This is a genomic window from Aquipuribacter sp. SD81 (genome assembly GCF_037153975.1).
Classification (GTDB): Bacteria; Actinomycetota; Actinomycetes; order Actinomycetales; family JBBAYJ01; genus Aquipuribacter.
Window position 1 is genome coordinate 28,090 of the sequence record NZ_JBBAYJ010000001.1, and the last position, 16,926, is coordinate 45,015.

General features: G+C 69.9%; 12 protein-coding genes. All 12 read left to right on the top strand.

Going from position 1 to position 16,926, the window contains the following annotated elements; translation table 11 throughout:
* The first annotated feature begins 27 nt into the window (after window positions 1-27).
* The 12 genes from nusG to rpsJ all read left to right on the top strand — a co-directional run bounded on the left by nusG (window position 28) and on the right by rpsJ (window position 16,925).
* Window positions 28-894, top strand: coding sequence for a transcription termination/antitermination protein NusG (gene nusG / locus WAA21_RS00165; protein ID WP_336920702.1), 867 nt, complete (start codon window positions 28-30; stop codon window positions 892-894).
* Between the two features lie 83 nt (window positions 895-977).
* Complete coding sequence (gene rplK, locus WAA21_RS00170; protein WP_336920703.1) at window positions 978-1,412, top strand: 50S ribosomal protein L11; 435 nt, start codon at window positions 978-980, stop codon at window positions 1,410-1,412.
* Between the two features lie 109 nt (window positions 1,413-1,521).
* A complete protein-coding gene (gene rplA, locus WAA21_RS00175) occupies window positions 1,522-2,232 on the top strand; it encodes a 50S ribosomal protein L1 (protein WP_336920704.1) in 711 nt (236 codons plus the stop codon).
* A gap of 615 nt (window positions 2,233-2,847) precedes the next feature.
* Window positions 2,848-3,384, top strand: a complete 537-nt coding sequence (gene rplJ, locus WAA21_RS00180; protein WP_336920705.1) for a 50S ribosomal protein L10 — start codon at window positions 2,848-2,850, stop codon at window positions 3,382-3,384.
* 122 nt (window positions 3,385-3,506) lie between these two features.
* Window positions 3,507-3,896 carry a 50S ribosomal protein L7/L12 gene (gene rplL, locus WAA21_RS00185; RefSeq protein ID WP_336920706.1) on the top strand — a complete coding sequence of 130 codons (390 nt, stop codon included), beginning with the start codon at window positions 3,507-3,509 and terminating at the stop codon, window positions 3,894-3,896.
* A 222-nt stretch (window positions 3,897-4,118) separates the two neighbouring features.
* The gene (rpoB, locus tag WAA21_RS00190) at window positions 4,119-7,616 is read left to right on the top strand and encodes a DNA-directed RNA polymerase subunit beta (protein ID WP_442893205.1); all 3,498 of its coding nucleotides are present in this window, start codon (window positions 4,119-4,121) and stop codon (window positions 7,614-7,616) included.
* A gap of 89 nt (window positions 7,617-7,705) precedes the next feature.
* A complete protein-coding gene (locus tag WAA21_RS00195; RefSeq protein WP_336920708.1) occupies window positions 7,706-11,584 on the top strand; it encodes a DNA-directed RNA polymerase subunit beta' in 3,879 nt (1,292 codons plus the stop codon).
* A 310-nt stretch (window positions 11,585-11,894) separates the two neighbouring features.
* A complete protein-coding gene (gene rpsL / locus WAA21_RS00200; protein ID WP_336920709.1) occupies window positions 11,895-12,269 on the top strand; it encodes a 30S ribosomal protein S12 in 375 nt (124 codons plus the stop codon).
* Window positions 12,269-12,739 carry a 30S ribosomal protein S7 gene (gene rpsG, locus WAA21_RS00205; protein ID WP_336920710.1) on the top strand — a complete coding sequence of 157 codons (471 nt, stop codon included), beginning with the start codon at window positions 12,269-12,271 and terminating at the stop codon, window positions 12,737-12,739. The genes rpsL and rpsG overlap by 1 nt, the downstream gene beginning before the upstream one ends.
* Before the next feature lie 82 nt (window positions 12,740-12,821).
* Window positions 12,822-14,927 carry an elongation factor G gene (fusA, locus tag WAA21_RS00210; protein WP_336920711.1) on the top strand — a complete coding sequence of 702 codons (2,106 nt, stop codon included), beginning with the start codon at window positions 12,822-12,824 and terminating at the stop codon, window positions 14,925-14,927.
* Between the two features lie 134 nt (window positions 14,928-15,061).
* Window positions 15,062-16,255 carry an elongation factor Tu gene (gene tuf, locus WAA21_RS00215; protein WP_336920712.1) on the top strand — a complete coding sequence of 398 codons (1,194 nt, stop codon included), beginning with the start codon at window positions 15,062-15,064 and terminating at the stop codon, window positions 16,253-16,255.
* Window positions 16,256-16,616: 361 nt separating this feature from the next.
* Window positions 16,617-16,925, top strand: coding sequence for a 30S ribosomal protein S10 (gene rpsJ / locus WAA21_RS00220; protein WP_336920713.1), 309 nt, complete (start codon window positions 16,617-16,619; stop codon window positions 16,923-16,925).
* Window position 16,926 lies beyond the last annotated feature (1 nt).

Genomic DNA, 16,926 nt, shown 5'->3' on the forward strand with positions numbered 1-16,926 from the left:
CCCCCGACCAGGAAGCAGGTTCCCCGCATGTCCGACCAGCCCGACGTCGTGACCGACGCCGAGGACTCCGTCGACGGCACCCAGGCGCCCGACCTCGACGGGACGACGGACGGGGCCGACGACCTCGACGACCTCGACGACTCCTCGCTCAGCGTGCAGGAGGCCGACCTGGCCGCCACCGAGCCCCCCGAGGTCCGCAGCGAGGACTACGTCGACGAGGACGGCGACGCCACCGACGACGTCACCGAGGTCGTCGGCACCACCTCGGCCGACGAGGCCCCCGCCGACCCGGTCGAGGACCTGCGCCGCGAGCTCCGCCGCGTGCCGGGGGAGTGGTACGTCGTCCACAGCTACGCGGGCTACGAGAACCGCGTGAAGACGAACCTCGAGGCACGCATCACCTCCCTCAACATGGAGGAGTACATCCACCAGGTCGAGGTCCCCATGGAGGAGGTGACCGAGATCAAGAACGGGCAGAAGAAGCAGGTCCGTCGGGTCCGGATCCCCTCCTACGTCCTCGTGCGCATGGACCTCACCGACGAGTCGTGGGGTGCGGTGCGGCACACGCCCGGCGTCACCGGCTTCCTCGGCTCCGCTCACCACCCGGTGCCGCTGACCGTCGACGAGGTCGTCGGGATGCTGGCCCCGACCGTCGCCCAGCCCGCGGCCGCCGCGGGCGGCGCCGCCGGCGGCGGTGGGGGCGCCCAGGCGCCGGCCGCCACGGTCGACTACGAGGTGGGCGAGTCCGTCACGGTCATGGACGGCCCGTTCCAGACGCTCCCGGCGACGATCTCCGAGATCAACGTCGACTCCCAGAAGCTCAAGGTGCTCGTGTCGATCTTCGGCCGCGAGACGCCCGTCGAGCTGTCGTTCAACCAGGTCGCCAAGCTCTGAGACAATCCACCGGTCGACCTGGCGGTCGGCGGGCACGCCCATGCCCGTCGGCCCCACCCCTCTGAACCAGAAGGACCCGAGACGTGCCTCCCAAGAAGAAGAAGGTCACAGGAGTCATCAAGCTCCAGATCAAGGCCGGCGCCGCGAACCCCGCTCCGCCGATCGGCCCCGCCCTCGGTGCGGCCGGCGTCAACATCATGGAGTTCTGCAAGGCGTACAACGCGGCCACCGAGTCGCAGCGCGGGGACATCGTCCCGGTGGAGATCACCGTGTACGAGGACCGCTCGTTCACCTTCGTCACGAAGACGCCGCCGGCCGCGCAGCTCATCAAGAAGGCCGCCGGCATCGAGAAGGGCTCCGGCACCCCGCACACGACCAAGGTCGCCACGATCAGCCGCGACCAGGTCCGTTCGATCGCCGAGACCAAGATGGCCGACCTCAACGCCAACGACGTCGACCAGGCCGCGAAGATCATCGCCGGTACCGCCCGCAGCATGGGCGTCACGGTCGCCGACTGAGCGACGCCCCGCCCGCCTCCACCGCGAGGCACGTGGGAGGGCCGCGCGCGGCCCGCAGACCACGACTCCGACCCGCCGGCACACCGCCGGCCCCCGAGCAGGAGCAGACATGAAGCGCAGCAAGGCCTACCGCGCCGCCGCCGACAAGATCGACGGCGAGCGCCTGTACACCCCGACCGAGGCCGTCCGCCTCGTCAAGGACACGTCGACCACGAAGTACGACGCGACCGTCGAGGTCGCCCTGCGGCTGGGCGTCGACCCCCGCAAGGCCGACCAGATGGTCCGCGGCACCGTCAACCTGCCGCACGGCACGGGCAAGACCGCCCGGGTCCTGGTCTTCGCCACCGGTGACCGTGCGCAGCAGGCCCTCGACGCCGGCGCCGACTACGTCGGCTCCGACGACATGATCGAGAAGGTGCAGGGCGGCTGGCTCGACTTCGACGCCGTCGTCGCGACCCCCGACCTCATGGGCAAGGTCGGCCGGCTCGGCAAGGTGCTGGGGCCCCGCGGCCTCATGCCGAACCCGAAGACCGGCACGGTCACGATGGACGTCGCCAAGGCCGTCACCGACATCAAGGGCGGCAAGATCGAGTTCCGGGTCGACAAGCACTCGAACCTCCACTTCATCATCGGCAAGGCGTCCTTCGACGCCGACAAGCTCGCCGAGAACTACGCGGCCGCCATGGACGAGGTCATGCGCCTCAAGCCGTCGGCCGCCAAGGGCCGCTACGTGAAGAAGGCGACGCTCGCCTCGAGCATGGGCCCCGGCATCCCGCTGGACCCGAGCGCCCTCGGCGCGACGGACGCCGCCGCCGTCTGAGCGACGCAGCACTCCCGCCGGAGCCCGGCACGCCACGCGCGTGCCGGGCTCCGGCGCGTCCGGCCGCAGTCGCCTGAGACGTCCGGCACGCGCCTGGGACGTCCCGCTCGCGCCTGGGACGTCCTCGGGGTCCCACCGCCCCGCCCCGCCCTCAGACGTCCCAGTCGAAGGCCGAACGTCCCAGCCGCGAGTCGGGGGACGTCGTGGTCCGGCCGGGGCCGTAGCGGCGTGCGCGCGCTCCCACCACCGGCGGCGAGTGGGACGTTCCGGCGGCGACGCGGACGTCCTCGGGGTGGCGCGGCGTCCAGGACCCCGAAGCCGTCCCAGGCGCGGGGGAGACGTCCCAGTCGCGCGGGGAGCCGCGCGACGCGATTTGGTCGCCGCGCCCCGCGCCGCGTACCCTTCAGACGCCGAAGACCGCTGGTCGCCGCCCTCCGGGGTGGTCGAAGGAGCCGGGACACCCCGGACGGCCCGCGCAGGTGACACAGAGCAGGGCCACGAACGGCCCCACGCCCCGTGCGCCGGCGCACGGGGCGTTCGTCGTCCCCGGGCCTCCTCCGTTCGGCCGGGACCGCGCCAGCGGTCCCGCGACCCGGGCCGGACGGAAGGACCCACATGCCCACCCAGGAGAAGGCCGACGCGGTCGCCGAGCTCGCGGACCTGTTCCGCGCCTCGAACGCCGCCGTCCTCACCGAGTACCGCGGGCTCACCGTCTCCCAGCTGACCGCCCTGCGTCGCGCCCTGGGCGCGAACGCGACCTACGCCGTCGTCAAGAACACCCTCACGAAGATCGCCGCCGAGAAGGCGGGCTTCGAGGGCCTCGACACCGACGCTCTCACGGGCCCCACGGCCATCGCCTTCGTCACCGGTGACCCGGTCGAGGCGGCCAAGGGCCTGCGCGACTTCGGCAAGGACGCCCCCGCCCTCGTCATCAAGGGCGGCGTCCTCGAGGGACGTCCGATCGACGCGGCCGGGCTGCAGAAGCTGGCCGACCTCGAGCCGCGCGAGGTGCTCCTCGCCAAGCTCGCCGGCGCCATGAAGGCCCCGCTGTCCAAGGCGGTCTACATGGCCAACGCCCCGCTCGCCCAGGCCGCCCGTGCGGTCGACGCGCTGCGGGCCAAGCGCGAGCAGGAGGGCGGCGAGGCGGCCTGACCTCCGGGTCACCGCACACCGCACCTGCTGCCGCACCGGCGCACCACCCGCAGCACCGCGGCGCCCACCGGCACCGCGCGCCCCACACCCACCAGGTCCCACCCAGATCAGGAGACACCCTCATGGCGAAGCTCAGCGCCGACGAGCTGCTCGAGCAGTTCAAGGACATGACCCTCCTCGAGCTCTCGGAGTTCGTGAAGAAGTTCGAGGAGACCTTCGAGGTCACCGCCGCCGCCCCGGTCGCCGTCGCGGCCGCCGGTGGTGCCGCCGGTGGCGCCGAGGCCCCCGCCGCGGAGGAGCAGGACGAGTTCGACGTCGTCCTCGAGGCCGCCGGCGACAAGAAGATCCAGGTCATCAAGGAGGTGCGCGCGCTCACGAGCCTCGGCCTCAAGGAGGCCAAGGACCTCGTCGACGGCGCCCCCAAGGCCGTCCTGGAGAAGGTCGACAAGGAGGCCGCCGAGGCTGCCAAGGGCAAGCTCGAGGCCGCCGGCGCCACCGTCACCGTCAAGTGACACCCACCTCCTGAGGCCGCCGGCGCCCTCCGGCGCCGGCAGCCCGGGAGGACCACGTCGCCCTGGCCCCCGCACGCACCGTGCGGGGGCCAGGGCGATTTGCCTTGGTGGGCACGAGCGCCTATCGTTGTCCTTTGCTGCCCATCTTCTGGCCCCGTGGATTTGACCACGGGTGTCAGGCGTGCCCAAAAAACCATCAGCAGGCCCGTGGAAGGACCCGTCTTGGTCGCCTCGCGCACCGCGCCCGCTCCCCGTGTTCAGCCCGTACCGGTGAACCCCCGCCCCTCTTTCGCCAAGATCCGCGAACCACTCGAGGTCCCCGACCTCCTCGCCCTGCAGACCGAGAGCTTCGACTGGCTGCTCGGCAACGACGACTGGCTCGCCCGCTGCGCCGAGCTCGGTGAGGAGCCCGGCCTGTCCGGCCTCGCGGAGATCTTCGAGGAGATCTCCCCGATCGAGGACTTCTCCGAGACGATGTCGCTGTCGTTCCGCGACCACCGCTTCGAGCCCCCGAAGTACACGGTGGAGGAGTGCCGCGACAAGGACATGACGTACGCTGCGCCGCTCTTCGTCACCGCCGAGTTCATGAACATGACGACCGGCGAGATCAAGAGCCAGACGGTCTTCATGGGCGACTTCCCGCTCATGACCGACCGCGGCACCTTCGTCATCAACGGCACCGAGCGCGTCGTCGTCTCCCAGCTCGTCCGCTCGCCGGGCGCGTACTTCGAGCGCGTCCGCGACAAGACGAGCGACAAGGACGTCTACACCGCGAAGCTCATCCCGAGCCGCGGCGCGTGGCTCGAGTTCGAGATCGACAAGCGCGACGCCGTCGGCGTGCGCGTCGACCGCAAGCGCAAGCAGTCGGTGACGGTCTTCCTCAAGGCCCTCGGCATGACCGAGCAGGAGATCCGCGAGGAGTTCGCCGGCTTCGACTCCATGCTCGGCACGCTCGACAAGGACACGACGGCCGACTCCGACGCCGCGCTGCTCGACCTGTACCGCAAGCTGCGCCCGGGCGAGCCCCCGACGCGCGAGGCGGCCCAGACGCTGCTCGACAACCTGTACTTCAACCCCAAGCGCTACGACCTCGCGAAGGTCGGCCGGTACAAGATCAACCGGAAGCTCGGGGTCGACAAGCCGCTCGGCGACTCCACGCTGACGCTGCAGGACATCGTCGCGACGCTGAAGTTCCTCGTCACGCTGCACGCCAACGAGAACGCGGCCCAGACCGGCGGCGAGCGCCGTCCGCTGCTCGGCGCCCGCGAGGGCGAGCAGGTCGAGCTGCGGGTCGAGGTCGACGACATCGACCACTTCGGCAACCGCCGCCTGCGCAGCGTCGGCGAGCTCATCCAGAACCAGGTCCGCACGGGCCTGTCCCGGATGGAGCGCGTCGTCCGCGAGCGCATGACGACCTCCGACGTCGAGGCGATCACGCCGCAGAGCCTCATCAACATCCGTCCGGTCGTCGCCGCGATCAAGGAGTTCTTCGGGACGTCCCAGCTGTCGCAGTTCATGGACCAGAACAACCCGCTCGCCGGCCTGACGCACAAGCGTCGTCTGTCCGCGCTGGGCCCCGGTGGTCTGTCCCGCGACCGCGCCGGCTTCGAGGTGCGTGACGTGCACCCGTCGCACTACGGCCGCATGTGCCCGATCGAGACCCCGGAGGGCCCGAACATCGGCCTCATCGGCTCGCTCGCGACGTACGCGCGCATCAACTCCTTCGGCTTCGTCGAGACGCCGTACCGCCGGGTGACCGACGGCACGGTCACCGACGCCGTCGACTACCTGACGGCCGACGAGGAGGACAACTTCGTCGTCGCGCAGGCGAACGCCCCGCTCGACGACGCCAACCGCTTCGCCGAGGAGCGCGTCCTCGTCCGCACCCGCGGCGGCGAGGTCGACTACGTCCACGGCGACGAGGTCGACTACATGGACGTCTCGGCGCGCCAGATCTCCTCGGTCGCGACCGCGATGATCCCGTTCCTCGAGCACGACGACTCCAACCGCGCCCTCATGGGCTCGAACATGCAGCGCCAGGCCGTCCCGCTCGTGCGCGCCGAGGCGCCGTACGTCGGCACCGGCATGGAGCTGCGTGCGGCGGTCGACGGCGGCGACGTCGTCGTGGCCGAGGCGCCCGGCGTCGTGCAGGAGGTGGCGGCCGACGCCGTCACCATCCAGCAGGACGACGGCACGTACCGCACCTACCGGGTCCACAAGTTCCGCCGCTCCAACCAGGGCACGAGCTACAACCAGCGCGTGCTCGTCGACTCCGGGCAGCGCGTCGAGGCCGGCACCGTCCTCGCCGACGGCCCCTCGACCGACGGCGGCGAGATGGCGCTCGGGCGCAACCTGCTCGTGGCGTTCATGCCGTGGGAGGGCCTCAACTACGAGGACGCGATCATCCTGTCGCAGCGCCTCGTGCAGGACGACGTCCTGTCCTCGATCCACATCGAGGAGCACGAGGTCGACGCCCGCGACACGAAGCTCGGCCCCGAGGAGATCACCCGGGACATCCCGAACGTCGGCGAGGAGGTCCTCGCGGACCTCGACGAGCGCGGCATCATCCGCATCGGCGCCGAGGTCGTGCCCGGTGACATCCTCGTCGGCAAGGTGACGCCCAAGGGCGAGACCGAGCTGACCCCCGAGGAGCGCCTGCTCCGCGCGATCTTCGGCGAGAAGGCGCGCGAGGTCCGCGACACCTCCCTCAAGGTGCCGCACGGCGAGACCGGCACCGTCATCGGCGTCCGCGTCTTCGACCGCGACGAGGGCGACGAGCTGCCCCCGGGCGTCAACCAGCTCGTCCGCGTCTACGTCGCCCAGAAGCGCAAGATCACCGACGGTGACAAGCTCGCCGGCCGCCACGGCAACAAGGGCGTCATCTCCAAGATCCTGCCCGTGGAGGACATGCCGTTCCTCGAGGACGGCACCCCGGTCGACGTCGTCCTGAACCCGCTCGGCGTGCCCGGCCGCATGAACATCGGCCAGATCCTCGAGCTGCACCTCGGCTGGATCGCCAGCCAGGGCTGGCAGATCGAGGGGACGCCGGAGTGGGCCGGGCGCCTGCCCGACCTCGTGCGCGAGGCCCCGCCCGGCACCAACGTCGCGAGCCCCGTCTTCGACGGCGCGACCGAGGACGAGGTCACGGGCCTCCTCACGGCCACCCGGCCGAACCGCGACGGCGACCGCCTGGTCGGCGCCGAGGGCAAGGCCCGCCTGCTCGACGGCCGCTCCGGCGAGCCGTTCCCCGAGCCGGTGAGCGTCGGCTACATGTACATCCTCAAGCTCCACCACCTGGTCGACGACAAGATCCACGCCCGCTCGACCGGCCCCTACTCGATGATCACGCAGCAGCCCCTGGGCGGTAAGGCCCAGTTCGGCGGCCAGCGGTTCGGCGAGATGGAGGTGTGGGCGCTCGAGGCGTACGGCGCGAGCTACGCGCTGCAGGAGCTCCTCACGATCAAGTCCGACGACGTCCTCGGCCGCGTGAAGGTCTACGAGGCGATCGTCAAGGGCGACAACATCCCGGAGCCCGGCATCCCCGAGTCCTTCAAGGTCCTCATCAAGGAGATGCAGTCGCTGTGCCTGAACGTCGAGGTGCTCTCCAGCGACGGCACCTCGATCGAGATGCGTGACTCCGACGACGACGTCTTCCGTGCGGCGGAGGAGCTCGGCATCGACCTGTCCCGGCGGGAGCCGAGCAGCGTCGAAGAGGTCTGACGGTCCGGTGCGGGAGCCGCCCAGCGGCTCCCGCGCCACCGCCGGCCACCGGTCAGACCACACCTAGGAACCACGAGAGAAGGACACACGTGCTCGACGTCAACTTCTTCGACGAGCTCCGCATCGGCCTCGCGACCGCCGACAACATCCGGGCCTGGTCGCACGGCGAGGTGAAGAAGCCCGAGACGATCAACTACCGCACCCTCAAGCCGGAGAAGGACGGGCTCTTCTGCGAGAAGATCTTCGGTCCGACCCGGGACTGGGAGTGCTACTGCGGCAAGTACAAGCGCGTCCGGTTCAAGGGCATCATCTGCGAGCGCTGCGGCGTCGAGGTGACCCGCGCCAAGGTGCGCCGTGAGCGGATGGGCCACATCGAGCTCGCCGCCCCCGTCACCCACATCTGGTACTTCAAGGGCGTCCCGAGCCGGCTCGGCTACCTGCTCGACCTCGCGCCGAAGGACCTCGAGAAGGTCATCTACTTCGCGGCCTACATGATCACCCACGTCGACGTCGAGGCGCGCCACCGCGACCTGTCGTCGCTGGAGACCGGCATCCTCAACGAGAAGGCCGAGATCGAGAAGCGGCGCGACGCCGACATCGAGGAGCGGGCCAAGAAGCTCGAGTCCGACCTCGCCGAGCTCGAGGCCGAGGGCGCCAAGGCCGACGTGCGCCGCAAGGTGCGCGAGGGCGCCGAGCGCGAGATGTCGCAGATGCGCCGTCGCGCGACCCAGGAGCTCGACAAGCTCGAGGCCGTCTGGGACCGCTTCAAGAACCTCAAGGTCCAGGACCTCGAGGGCGACGAGCAGCTGTACCGCGAGATGCGGCTGCGCTTCGGCATGTACTTCGAGGGCGGGATGGGTGCCGCGGCGCTGCAGAAGCGCCTCGAGACCTTCGACCTCGAGGCCGAGGCGGGCAACCTCCGCGAGATCATCGCGACCGGCAAGGGCCAGAAGAAGACCCGTGCCCTCAAGCGGCTCAAGGTCGTCTCGGCGTTCCTGTCGACGACGAACTCCCCGCTCGGCATGGTGCTCGACTGCGTCCCGGTCATCCCGCCGGACCTGCGGCCCATGGTCCAGCTCGACGGCGGCCGCTTCGCCACCAGCGACCTCAACGACCTGTACCGCCGTGTCATCAACCGCAACAACCGCCTCAAGCGCCTCCTCGACCTGGGCGCGCCCGAGATCATCGTCAACAACGAGAAGCGCATGCTCCAGGAGGCCGTCGACGCGCTGTTCGACAACGGCCGCCGCGGCCGGCCCGTCACGGGCCCGGGCAACCGGGCGCTCAAGTCGCTGTCGGACATGCTCAAGGGCAAGCAGGGCCGGTTCCGCCAGAACCTCCTCGGCAAGCGCGTCGACTACTCCGGCCGCTCGGTCATCGTCGTCGGCCCGCAGCTGAAGCTGCACCAGTGCGGCCTGCCCAAGCAGATGGCGCTGGAGCTGTTCAAGCCGTTCGTCATGAAGCGGCTCGTCGACCTCAACCACGCCCAGAACATCAAGTCCGCCAAGCGGATGGTCGAGCGCTCGCGCTCGGTCGTGTGGGACGTGCTCGAGGAGGTCATCGCCGAGCACCCCGTGCTGCTCAACCGCGCACCGACGCTGCACCGCCTCGGCATCCAGGCCTTCGAGCCGCAGCTGGTCGAGGGCAAGGCCATCCAGATCCACCCGCTCGTCTGCACCGCGTTCAACGCGGACTTCGACGGCGACCAGATGGCCGTCCACCTGCCGCTGAGCGCGGAGGCGCAGGCTGAGGCCCGCATCCTCATGCTCTCGAGCAACAACATCCTCAAGCCGTCCGACGGCCGTCCCGTGACCATGCCGACCCAGGACATGATCATCGGCCTCTACCACCTCACCAAGAACGTGGCCGAGGCGCCGGGGGAGGGGCGCGTCTTCTCCGACGTGTCCGAGGCCCTCATGGCCCACGACCGCGGTGAGATCGCGGTCGGCTCCGAGGTGCAGATCCGCTTCACCGACGTCACCCCGCCGCAGGGCTGGGAGGCGCCGGAGGGTCACGTCGAGGGCGAGCCGGTGCGGCTGCACACGACGCTCGGCCGGGCGCTGTTCAACGAGGCGCTGCCGGAGGGCTTCCCCTTCGTCAACTACACCGTCGACAAGAAGAAGCTGTCGGCGATCGTCTACGACCTCGCCGAGCGCTACCCCAAGGTGCAGGTCGCGGCGACCCTCGACGCGCTCAAGGAGGCCGGGTTCCACTGGGCGACCCGCTCCGGCACGACAGTCGCCCTCAGCGACGTCGTGCCGCCGGCCAACAAGACGCAGATCCTCGAGGCGTACGAGACCCGCGCGGACAAGGTGCAGAGCCAGTACGAGCGCGGTCTCATCACCGACGACGAGCGCCGTTCGGAGCTCATCGAGATCTGGACCGAGGCCACCGACACCGTCGCGAAGGCGATGGAGGAGAACCTCACCGACACCAACACGATCTACCGGATGGTCACCTCCGGCGCCCGCGGCAACATGATGCAGATGCGTCAGATCGCCGCCATGCGGGGCCTGGTGGCGAACCCGAAGGGCGAGATCATCCCGCGGCCGATCAAGTCGAACTTCCGCGAGGGCCTGTCGGTGCTCGAGTTCTTCATCTCCACGCACGGTGCCCGCAAGGGCCTCGCCGACACCGCCCTGCGCACCGCCGACTCCGGGTACCTCACCCGTCGTCTGGTGGACGTCAGCCAGGACGTGATCGTCCGCGAGGACGACTGCGGGACCGAGCGCGGCCTCGTCATGCCGATCGGCACCGACAACAGCGAGGGCGTCCTCACCAAGGACGAGCACGTGGAGTCCACGGTGTACGCCCGCAACCTCGCGGTCGACGTCGAGGTGGACGGCGAGGTCGTCGCCACGGCCAACACCGACCTCGGTGACGTCGTCATCGACCGGCTCATCGCGGCCGGCGTGCGCGAGGTCAAGGTGCGCTCGGTCCTCACGTGCGAGTCGCACGTCGGCACGTGCGCGCGCTGCTACGGCCGCTCGCTCGCGACCGGCAAGCTCGTCGACATCGGCGAGGCCGTCGGCATCGTGGCGGCGCAGTCGATCGGCGAGCCCGGCACGCAGCTGACCATGCGGACCTTCCACACCGGTGGTGTGGCCGGCGACGACATCACGCAGGGTCTGCCCCGCGTCGTCGAGCTGTTCGAGGCCCGCACCCCGAAGGGCAACGCGCCCATCGCGGAGGTGACCGGTCGCGTGCGCCTGGAGCGCAACGAGGCCGAGGTCGTCACCGGCGTGACGGTGGTGCCCGACGACGGCAGCGAGGAGATCGAGGTCGCCGTCAGCACGCGCGCCAAGCTGCTGGTCAAGGACGGCGACCCCGTCGTGGTCGGCCAGCAGCTCGTGGCCGGCGTCGTGGACCCCAAGCAGGTGCTCCGCCTGCTCGGCCCGCGCAAGGTGCAGCAGCACCTGGTCGACGAGGTGCAGCGGGTCTACCGCAGCCAGGGCGTGACGATCCACGACAAGCACATCGAGGTCATCGTCCGGCAGATGCTCAAGCGGGTCACGATCATCGACTCCGGCGACAGCGACCTGCTGCCGGGCGAGCTGACCGAGCGGGCGCGCTTCGAGACGACGAACCGCGAGGTCGTGCGCAACGGCGGCAAGCCCGCGTCGGGGCGCCCGGAGCTCATGGGCATCACGAAGGCGTCGCTCGCGACGGAGTCGTGGCTGTCCGCGGCCTCCTTCCAGGAGACCACCCGGGTGCTGACGGACGCGGCGATGAACGCCAAGTCCGACCCGCTGGTCGGCCTCAAGGAGAACGTCATCATCGGCAAGCTGATCCCGGCCGGCACCGGCCTGTCGCGCTACCGCGACGTCACGGTCGAGCCGACGGAGGAGGCGAAGGCGGCGATGTACACGCTGCCGAGCTACGACGACGGCGACTACGCGCCGTTCGGCGCCGGCTCGGGGCAGGCCGTCCCGCTCGAGGACCTCGACTTCGGCGGCTCCTACCGCTGAGCAGCTCCTCCGCACCGCCCGGCGCGGCCGGCGGCGACCCCCGTGGTCGTCCCGGCCGCGCCGGTGCCCGGGGGCGCCACCCGGCGCCCCGGGGCGTTTTGACCCGTCACGCTCGGGCCGGTTACCCTCTCCCGAGCTGCCCGGTCCGACCGGGTCATCGCGCGTGCCGCAGGACCACCGCGGCGCCGGGCCACCCCCTCCCGCCCCTCGAGCAGGTCCGGGGGTTCCCAGGGCAGCGCGACACGCCCGACCGCGGGGGTCAGACCCCGACCAGGCACAACCACGACACGAAGTAGGGAGTACCGCCGAGGTGCCCACGATCCAGCAGCTGGTGCGCAAGGGCCGCCAGGACAAGCCGGTCAAGAACTCGACGCCCGCGCTCAAGGGGTCCCCCCAGCGCCGCGGCGTCTGCACGCGCGTCTACACGACCACGCCGAAGAAGCCGAACTCGGCGCTGCGCAAGGTCGCCCGCGTGCGGCTGTCGAACGGCATCGAGGTCACCGCGTACATCCCCGGCGTCGGCCACAACCTGCAGGAGCACTCGATGGTGCTCGTGCGCGGCGGCCGCGTGAAGGACCTCCCGGGCGTCCGCTACAAGATCGTGCGCGGCTCGCTCGACACCCAGGGCGTGAAGAACCGCAAGCAGGCGCGTTCCCGCTACGGCGCGAAGAAGGAGAAGGGCTGATGCCTCGTAAGGGTCCCGCCCCCAAGCGGCCGCTCGTCGTCGACCCGGTCTACAGCTCCCCGCTGGTGACCCAGCTGGTCAACAAGGTGCTCCTCGACGGCAAGAAGTCCGTCGCCGAGCGCACGGTGTACGGCGCCCTCGAGGGTGCCCGCGCCAAGACCGGCAACGACCCCGTCATCATCCTCAAGCGCGCGCTGGACAACGTGAAGCCCGCGCTCGAGGTCCGCTCGCGCCGCGTCGGTGGCTCGACCTACCAGGTGCCGGTCGACGTGCGCCCCTCGCGCTCGACGACGCTCGCGCTGCGCTGGCTCGTCACCTTCGCCCGCGCCCGCCGCGAGAAGACGATGACCGAGCGCCTCATGAACGAGATCCTCGACGCCAGCAACGGCCTCGGTGCCTCCGTGAAGCGCCGCGAGGACATGCACAAGATGGCGGAGTCGAACAAGGCGTTCGCCCACTACCGCTGGTGACACGACGGCCGGCGCCCCGCGAGGGGCGGCCGGCCGGAGTCCGTCCCGCACCCGCCCGCCCCACGAACCAGGAAGGCCAACCGTGGCTCAGGACGTCCTGACCGACCTCACCAAGGTCCGCAACATCGGGATCATGGCGCACATCGACGCCGGCAAGACCACGACGACCGAGCGGATCCTGTTCTACACCGGCATCAACTACAAGATCGGCGAGGTGCACGACGGCGCCGCGACGATGGACTGGATGGAGCAGGAGCAGGAGCGCGGCATCACCATCACGTCCGCCGCGACGACGTGCTTCTGGGAGAACAACCAGATCAACATCATCGACACGCCCGGCCACGTCGACTTCACCGTCGAGGTCGAGCGGTCGCTGCGCGTCCTCGACGGCGCCGTCGCGGTGTTCGACGGCAAGGAGGGCGTGGAGCCGCAGTCGGAGACGGTGTGGCGCCAGGCGGACAAGTACAACGTCCCCCGCATCTGCTTCGTCAACAAGATGGACAAGCTCGGCGCGGACTTCTACTTCACGGTCCGCACGATCGTGGAGCGCCTCGGTGCCAAGCCGCTGCCGCTGCAGCTGCCGATCGGCTCCGAGAGCGACTTCATCGGCGTCGTCGACCTCGTCTACAAGCGCGCCCTCACGTGGCGCGGCGAGGTGCAGAAGGGCGAGGACTACACGATCGAGGACGTGCCGGCCGACATGGTCGACAAGGTCGAGGAGTACCGCAACGCCCTCATCGAGGCCGTCGCGGAGACCGACGAGGAGCTCCTCGAGAAGTACCTCGGCGGCGAGGAGATCTCCCCGGAGGAGATCAAGGTGGCCGTCCGCAAGCTCACGATCGCCGGCGAGGCGTACCCGGTCCTGTGCGGCTCGGCGTTCAAGAACAAGGGCGTGCAGCCCGTGCTCGACGCCGTCATCGACTACCTCCCAACGCCCCTCGACGTGCCGCCGATGATCGGCCACGACACGCGCGACGAGACCGTCGAGATCATCCGCAAGCCGTCCTCCGACGAGCCGTTCTCGGCGCTGGCCTTCAAGGTCGCCGCGCACCCGTTCTTCGGCAAGCTCACGTACGTGCGGGTGTACTCCGGCAACGTCGACTCCGGCGCCCAGGTGATCAACTCGACCAAGGGCAAGAAGGAGCGCATCGGGAAGCTCTTCCAGATGCACTCCAACAAGGAGAACCCGGTCGAGAACGCCCAGGCCGGCCACATCTACGCGATGATCGGCCTCAAGGACACGACCACCGGCGACACGCTCTGCGACCCGCAGCAGCAGGTCGTGCTCGAGTCCATGACGTTCCCGGACCCGGTCATCAACGTCGCCATCGAGCCGAAGACCAAGTCCGACCAGGAGAAGCTCTCCGTCGCGATCCAGAAGCTCGCGGACGAGGACCCCACCTTCCAGGTGGAGCTCGACGAGGAGACCGGCCAGACCATCATCAAGGGCATGGGCGAGCTCCACCTCGACATCCTCGTCGACCGCATGCGGCGCGAGTTCAAGGTCGAGGCGAACGTCGGCAAGCCGCAGGTCGCGTACCGCGAGACCATCCGCCGCGTCGTCGACAAGTACTCCTACACCCACAAGAAGCAGACGGGTGGCTCGGGGCAGTTCGCGAAGATCCAGTTCACGATCGAGCCCCTCGTCGACGCCGAGGAGGGCGTGCAGTACGAGTTCGACAACAAGGTGACCGGTGGTCGCGTCCCGCGGGAGTACATCCCCAGCGTCGACGCCGGCTTCCAGGACGCCATGCAGGTCGGCGTGCTCGCGGGCTACCCGATGGTCGGCGTCAAGGCGACCCTGACGGACGGCGCGGCGCACGACGTCGACTCCTCCGAGCTCGCCTTCAAGATCGCCGGCTCCGCCGGCTTCAAGGAGGCGGCCCGCAAGGCGGACCCCGTCCTGCTCGAGCCGATCATGGCCGTCGAGGTCCGGACGCCCGAGGACTACATGGGCGACGTCATCGGTGACATCAACTCCCGTCGTGGGCAGATGCAGTCGATGGACGACGTCTCCGGCGCCAAGGTCGTCAAGGCCCTCGTGCCGCTGTCGGAGATGTTCGGCTACGTCGGGGACCTGCGCTCGCGCACCCAGGGTCGCGCGATGTACACCATGCAGTTCAACTCCTACGCCGAGGTCCCGCGCAACGTGGCCGAGGAGATCGTCAAGAAGGTCCGCGGCGAGTGACCCCTCGGGGGCGGTCTAGGCTTGCCCCCGGTCGCGTACCACCGTCAGAGCACCAGACCTGAACACCGCACCACACCCAAGACCACCGTCGGGCGAACCTCGCCGGCGGAGAACAGCCCGAGGAGGAGCCCCCAGTGGCCAAGGCGAAGTTCGAGCGGACCAAGCCGCACGTCAACATCGGCACCATCGGTCACATCGACCACGGCAAGACGACGCTCACCGCGGCGATCACGAAGGTGCTGCACGACAAGTACCCCGACCTCAACCAGGCCTCGCCGTTCGACCAGATCGACAAGGCCCCCGAGGAGCGCGAGCGCGGGATCACGATCTCGATCGCGCACGTCGAGTACCAGACGGAGAACCGTCACTACGCGCACGTCGACTGCCCCGGTCACGCCGACTACATCAAGAACATGATCACCGGCGCGGCCCAGATGGACGGCGCGATCCTCGTGGTCGCCGCCACCGACGGCCCGATGCCGCAGACGAAGGAGCACGTCCTCCTGGCCCGCCAGGTCGGCGTCCCCTACATCGTCGTCGCTCTGAACAAGGCCGACATGGTCGACGACGAGGAGATCCTCGAGCTCGTCGAGGTCGAGGTCCGCGACCTGCTCAGCCAGTACGAGTTCCCCGGCGACGACGTCCCCGTCGTCCGCGTCTCGGCGCTGAAGGCGCTCGAGGGCGACGCCGAGTGGAGCGAGAAGCTGCTCGAGCTCATGAACGCCGTCGACACCGCGATCCCGGAGCCGGAGCGCGCCGTCGACCAGCCGTTCCTCATGCCGATCGAGGACGTCTTCACGATCACCGGCCGCGGCACCGTCGTGACCGGCCGCGCCGAGCGCGGCATCCTCAAGGTCAACGAGGAGATCGAGATCGTCGGCATCAAGGACTCGTCGACCAAGACGACGGTCACAGGTGTCGAGATGTTCCGCAAGCTCCTCGACGAGGCACGCGCGGGCGAGAACGTCGGCCTGCTGCTCCGCGGCATCAAGCGCGAGGACGTCGAGCGCGGCCAGGTCGTCTGCAAGCCGGGGTCGATCACCCCGCACACGGACTTCGAGGCGCAGGTCTACATCCTGTCGAAGGACGAGGGCGGCCGTCACAACCCGTTCTACTCGAACTACCGCCCGCAGTTCTACTTCCGCACCACCGACGTCACCGGCGTCATCACGCTGCCCGAGGGCACCGAGATGGTCATGCCCGGCGACGACACCCAGATGAGCGTGCAGCTCATCCAGCCGATCGCCATGGAGCAGGGTCTCCGCTTCGCCATCCGCGAGGGTGGCCGCACGGTCGGCGCCGGCCGCGTCACCAAGATCCTCAAGTGATCTGAGCGGCGGCGGCGCCCCGGGTACCCGGGGTGCCGCCGCCGTCGTGCGCCCGGCGACGGGCGCGCCGGCGGGCCGCCGGCAGCCGGCGGCCGATTTGGGATCGGGCGCCCGGTCTGACAGACTGCTGCGGTTGCCCGGCGCACTACTGCGCCACCCGGGGCGGGGCCGACGTGCGGAGCACGGTGGCCGGCCCGGGGGAGCGACCCCCTGCACCACACACGAGACCACCCCGTACCTGCGGCGAGCGTGCGACACGCCCGACCGCGGGGGTCGGACGGGGACGACACCGACGCACGACCACCGGATGGCGGCCGCACGAGGCCGGGAACCGGTACGAAGAGAGAGAGTGGACGACGCCATGGCGGGACAGAAGATCCGCATCAGGCTCAAGGCCTACGACCACGAGGTCATCGACTCGTCGGCGCGCAAGATCGTCGAGACGGTCACGCGCACCGGCGCCTCCGTCGCCGGCCCCGTGCCGCTGCCGACGGAGAAGAACGTCTACTGCGTCATCCGCTCGCCCCACAAGTACAAGGACAGCCGCGAGCACTTCGAGATGCGCACCCACAAGCGGCTCATCGACATCCTCGACCCGACGCCCAAGACCGTCGACTCGCTCATGCGGCTCGACCTCCCCGCGGGCGTCGACATCGAGATCAAGCTCTGAG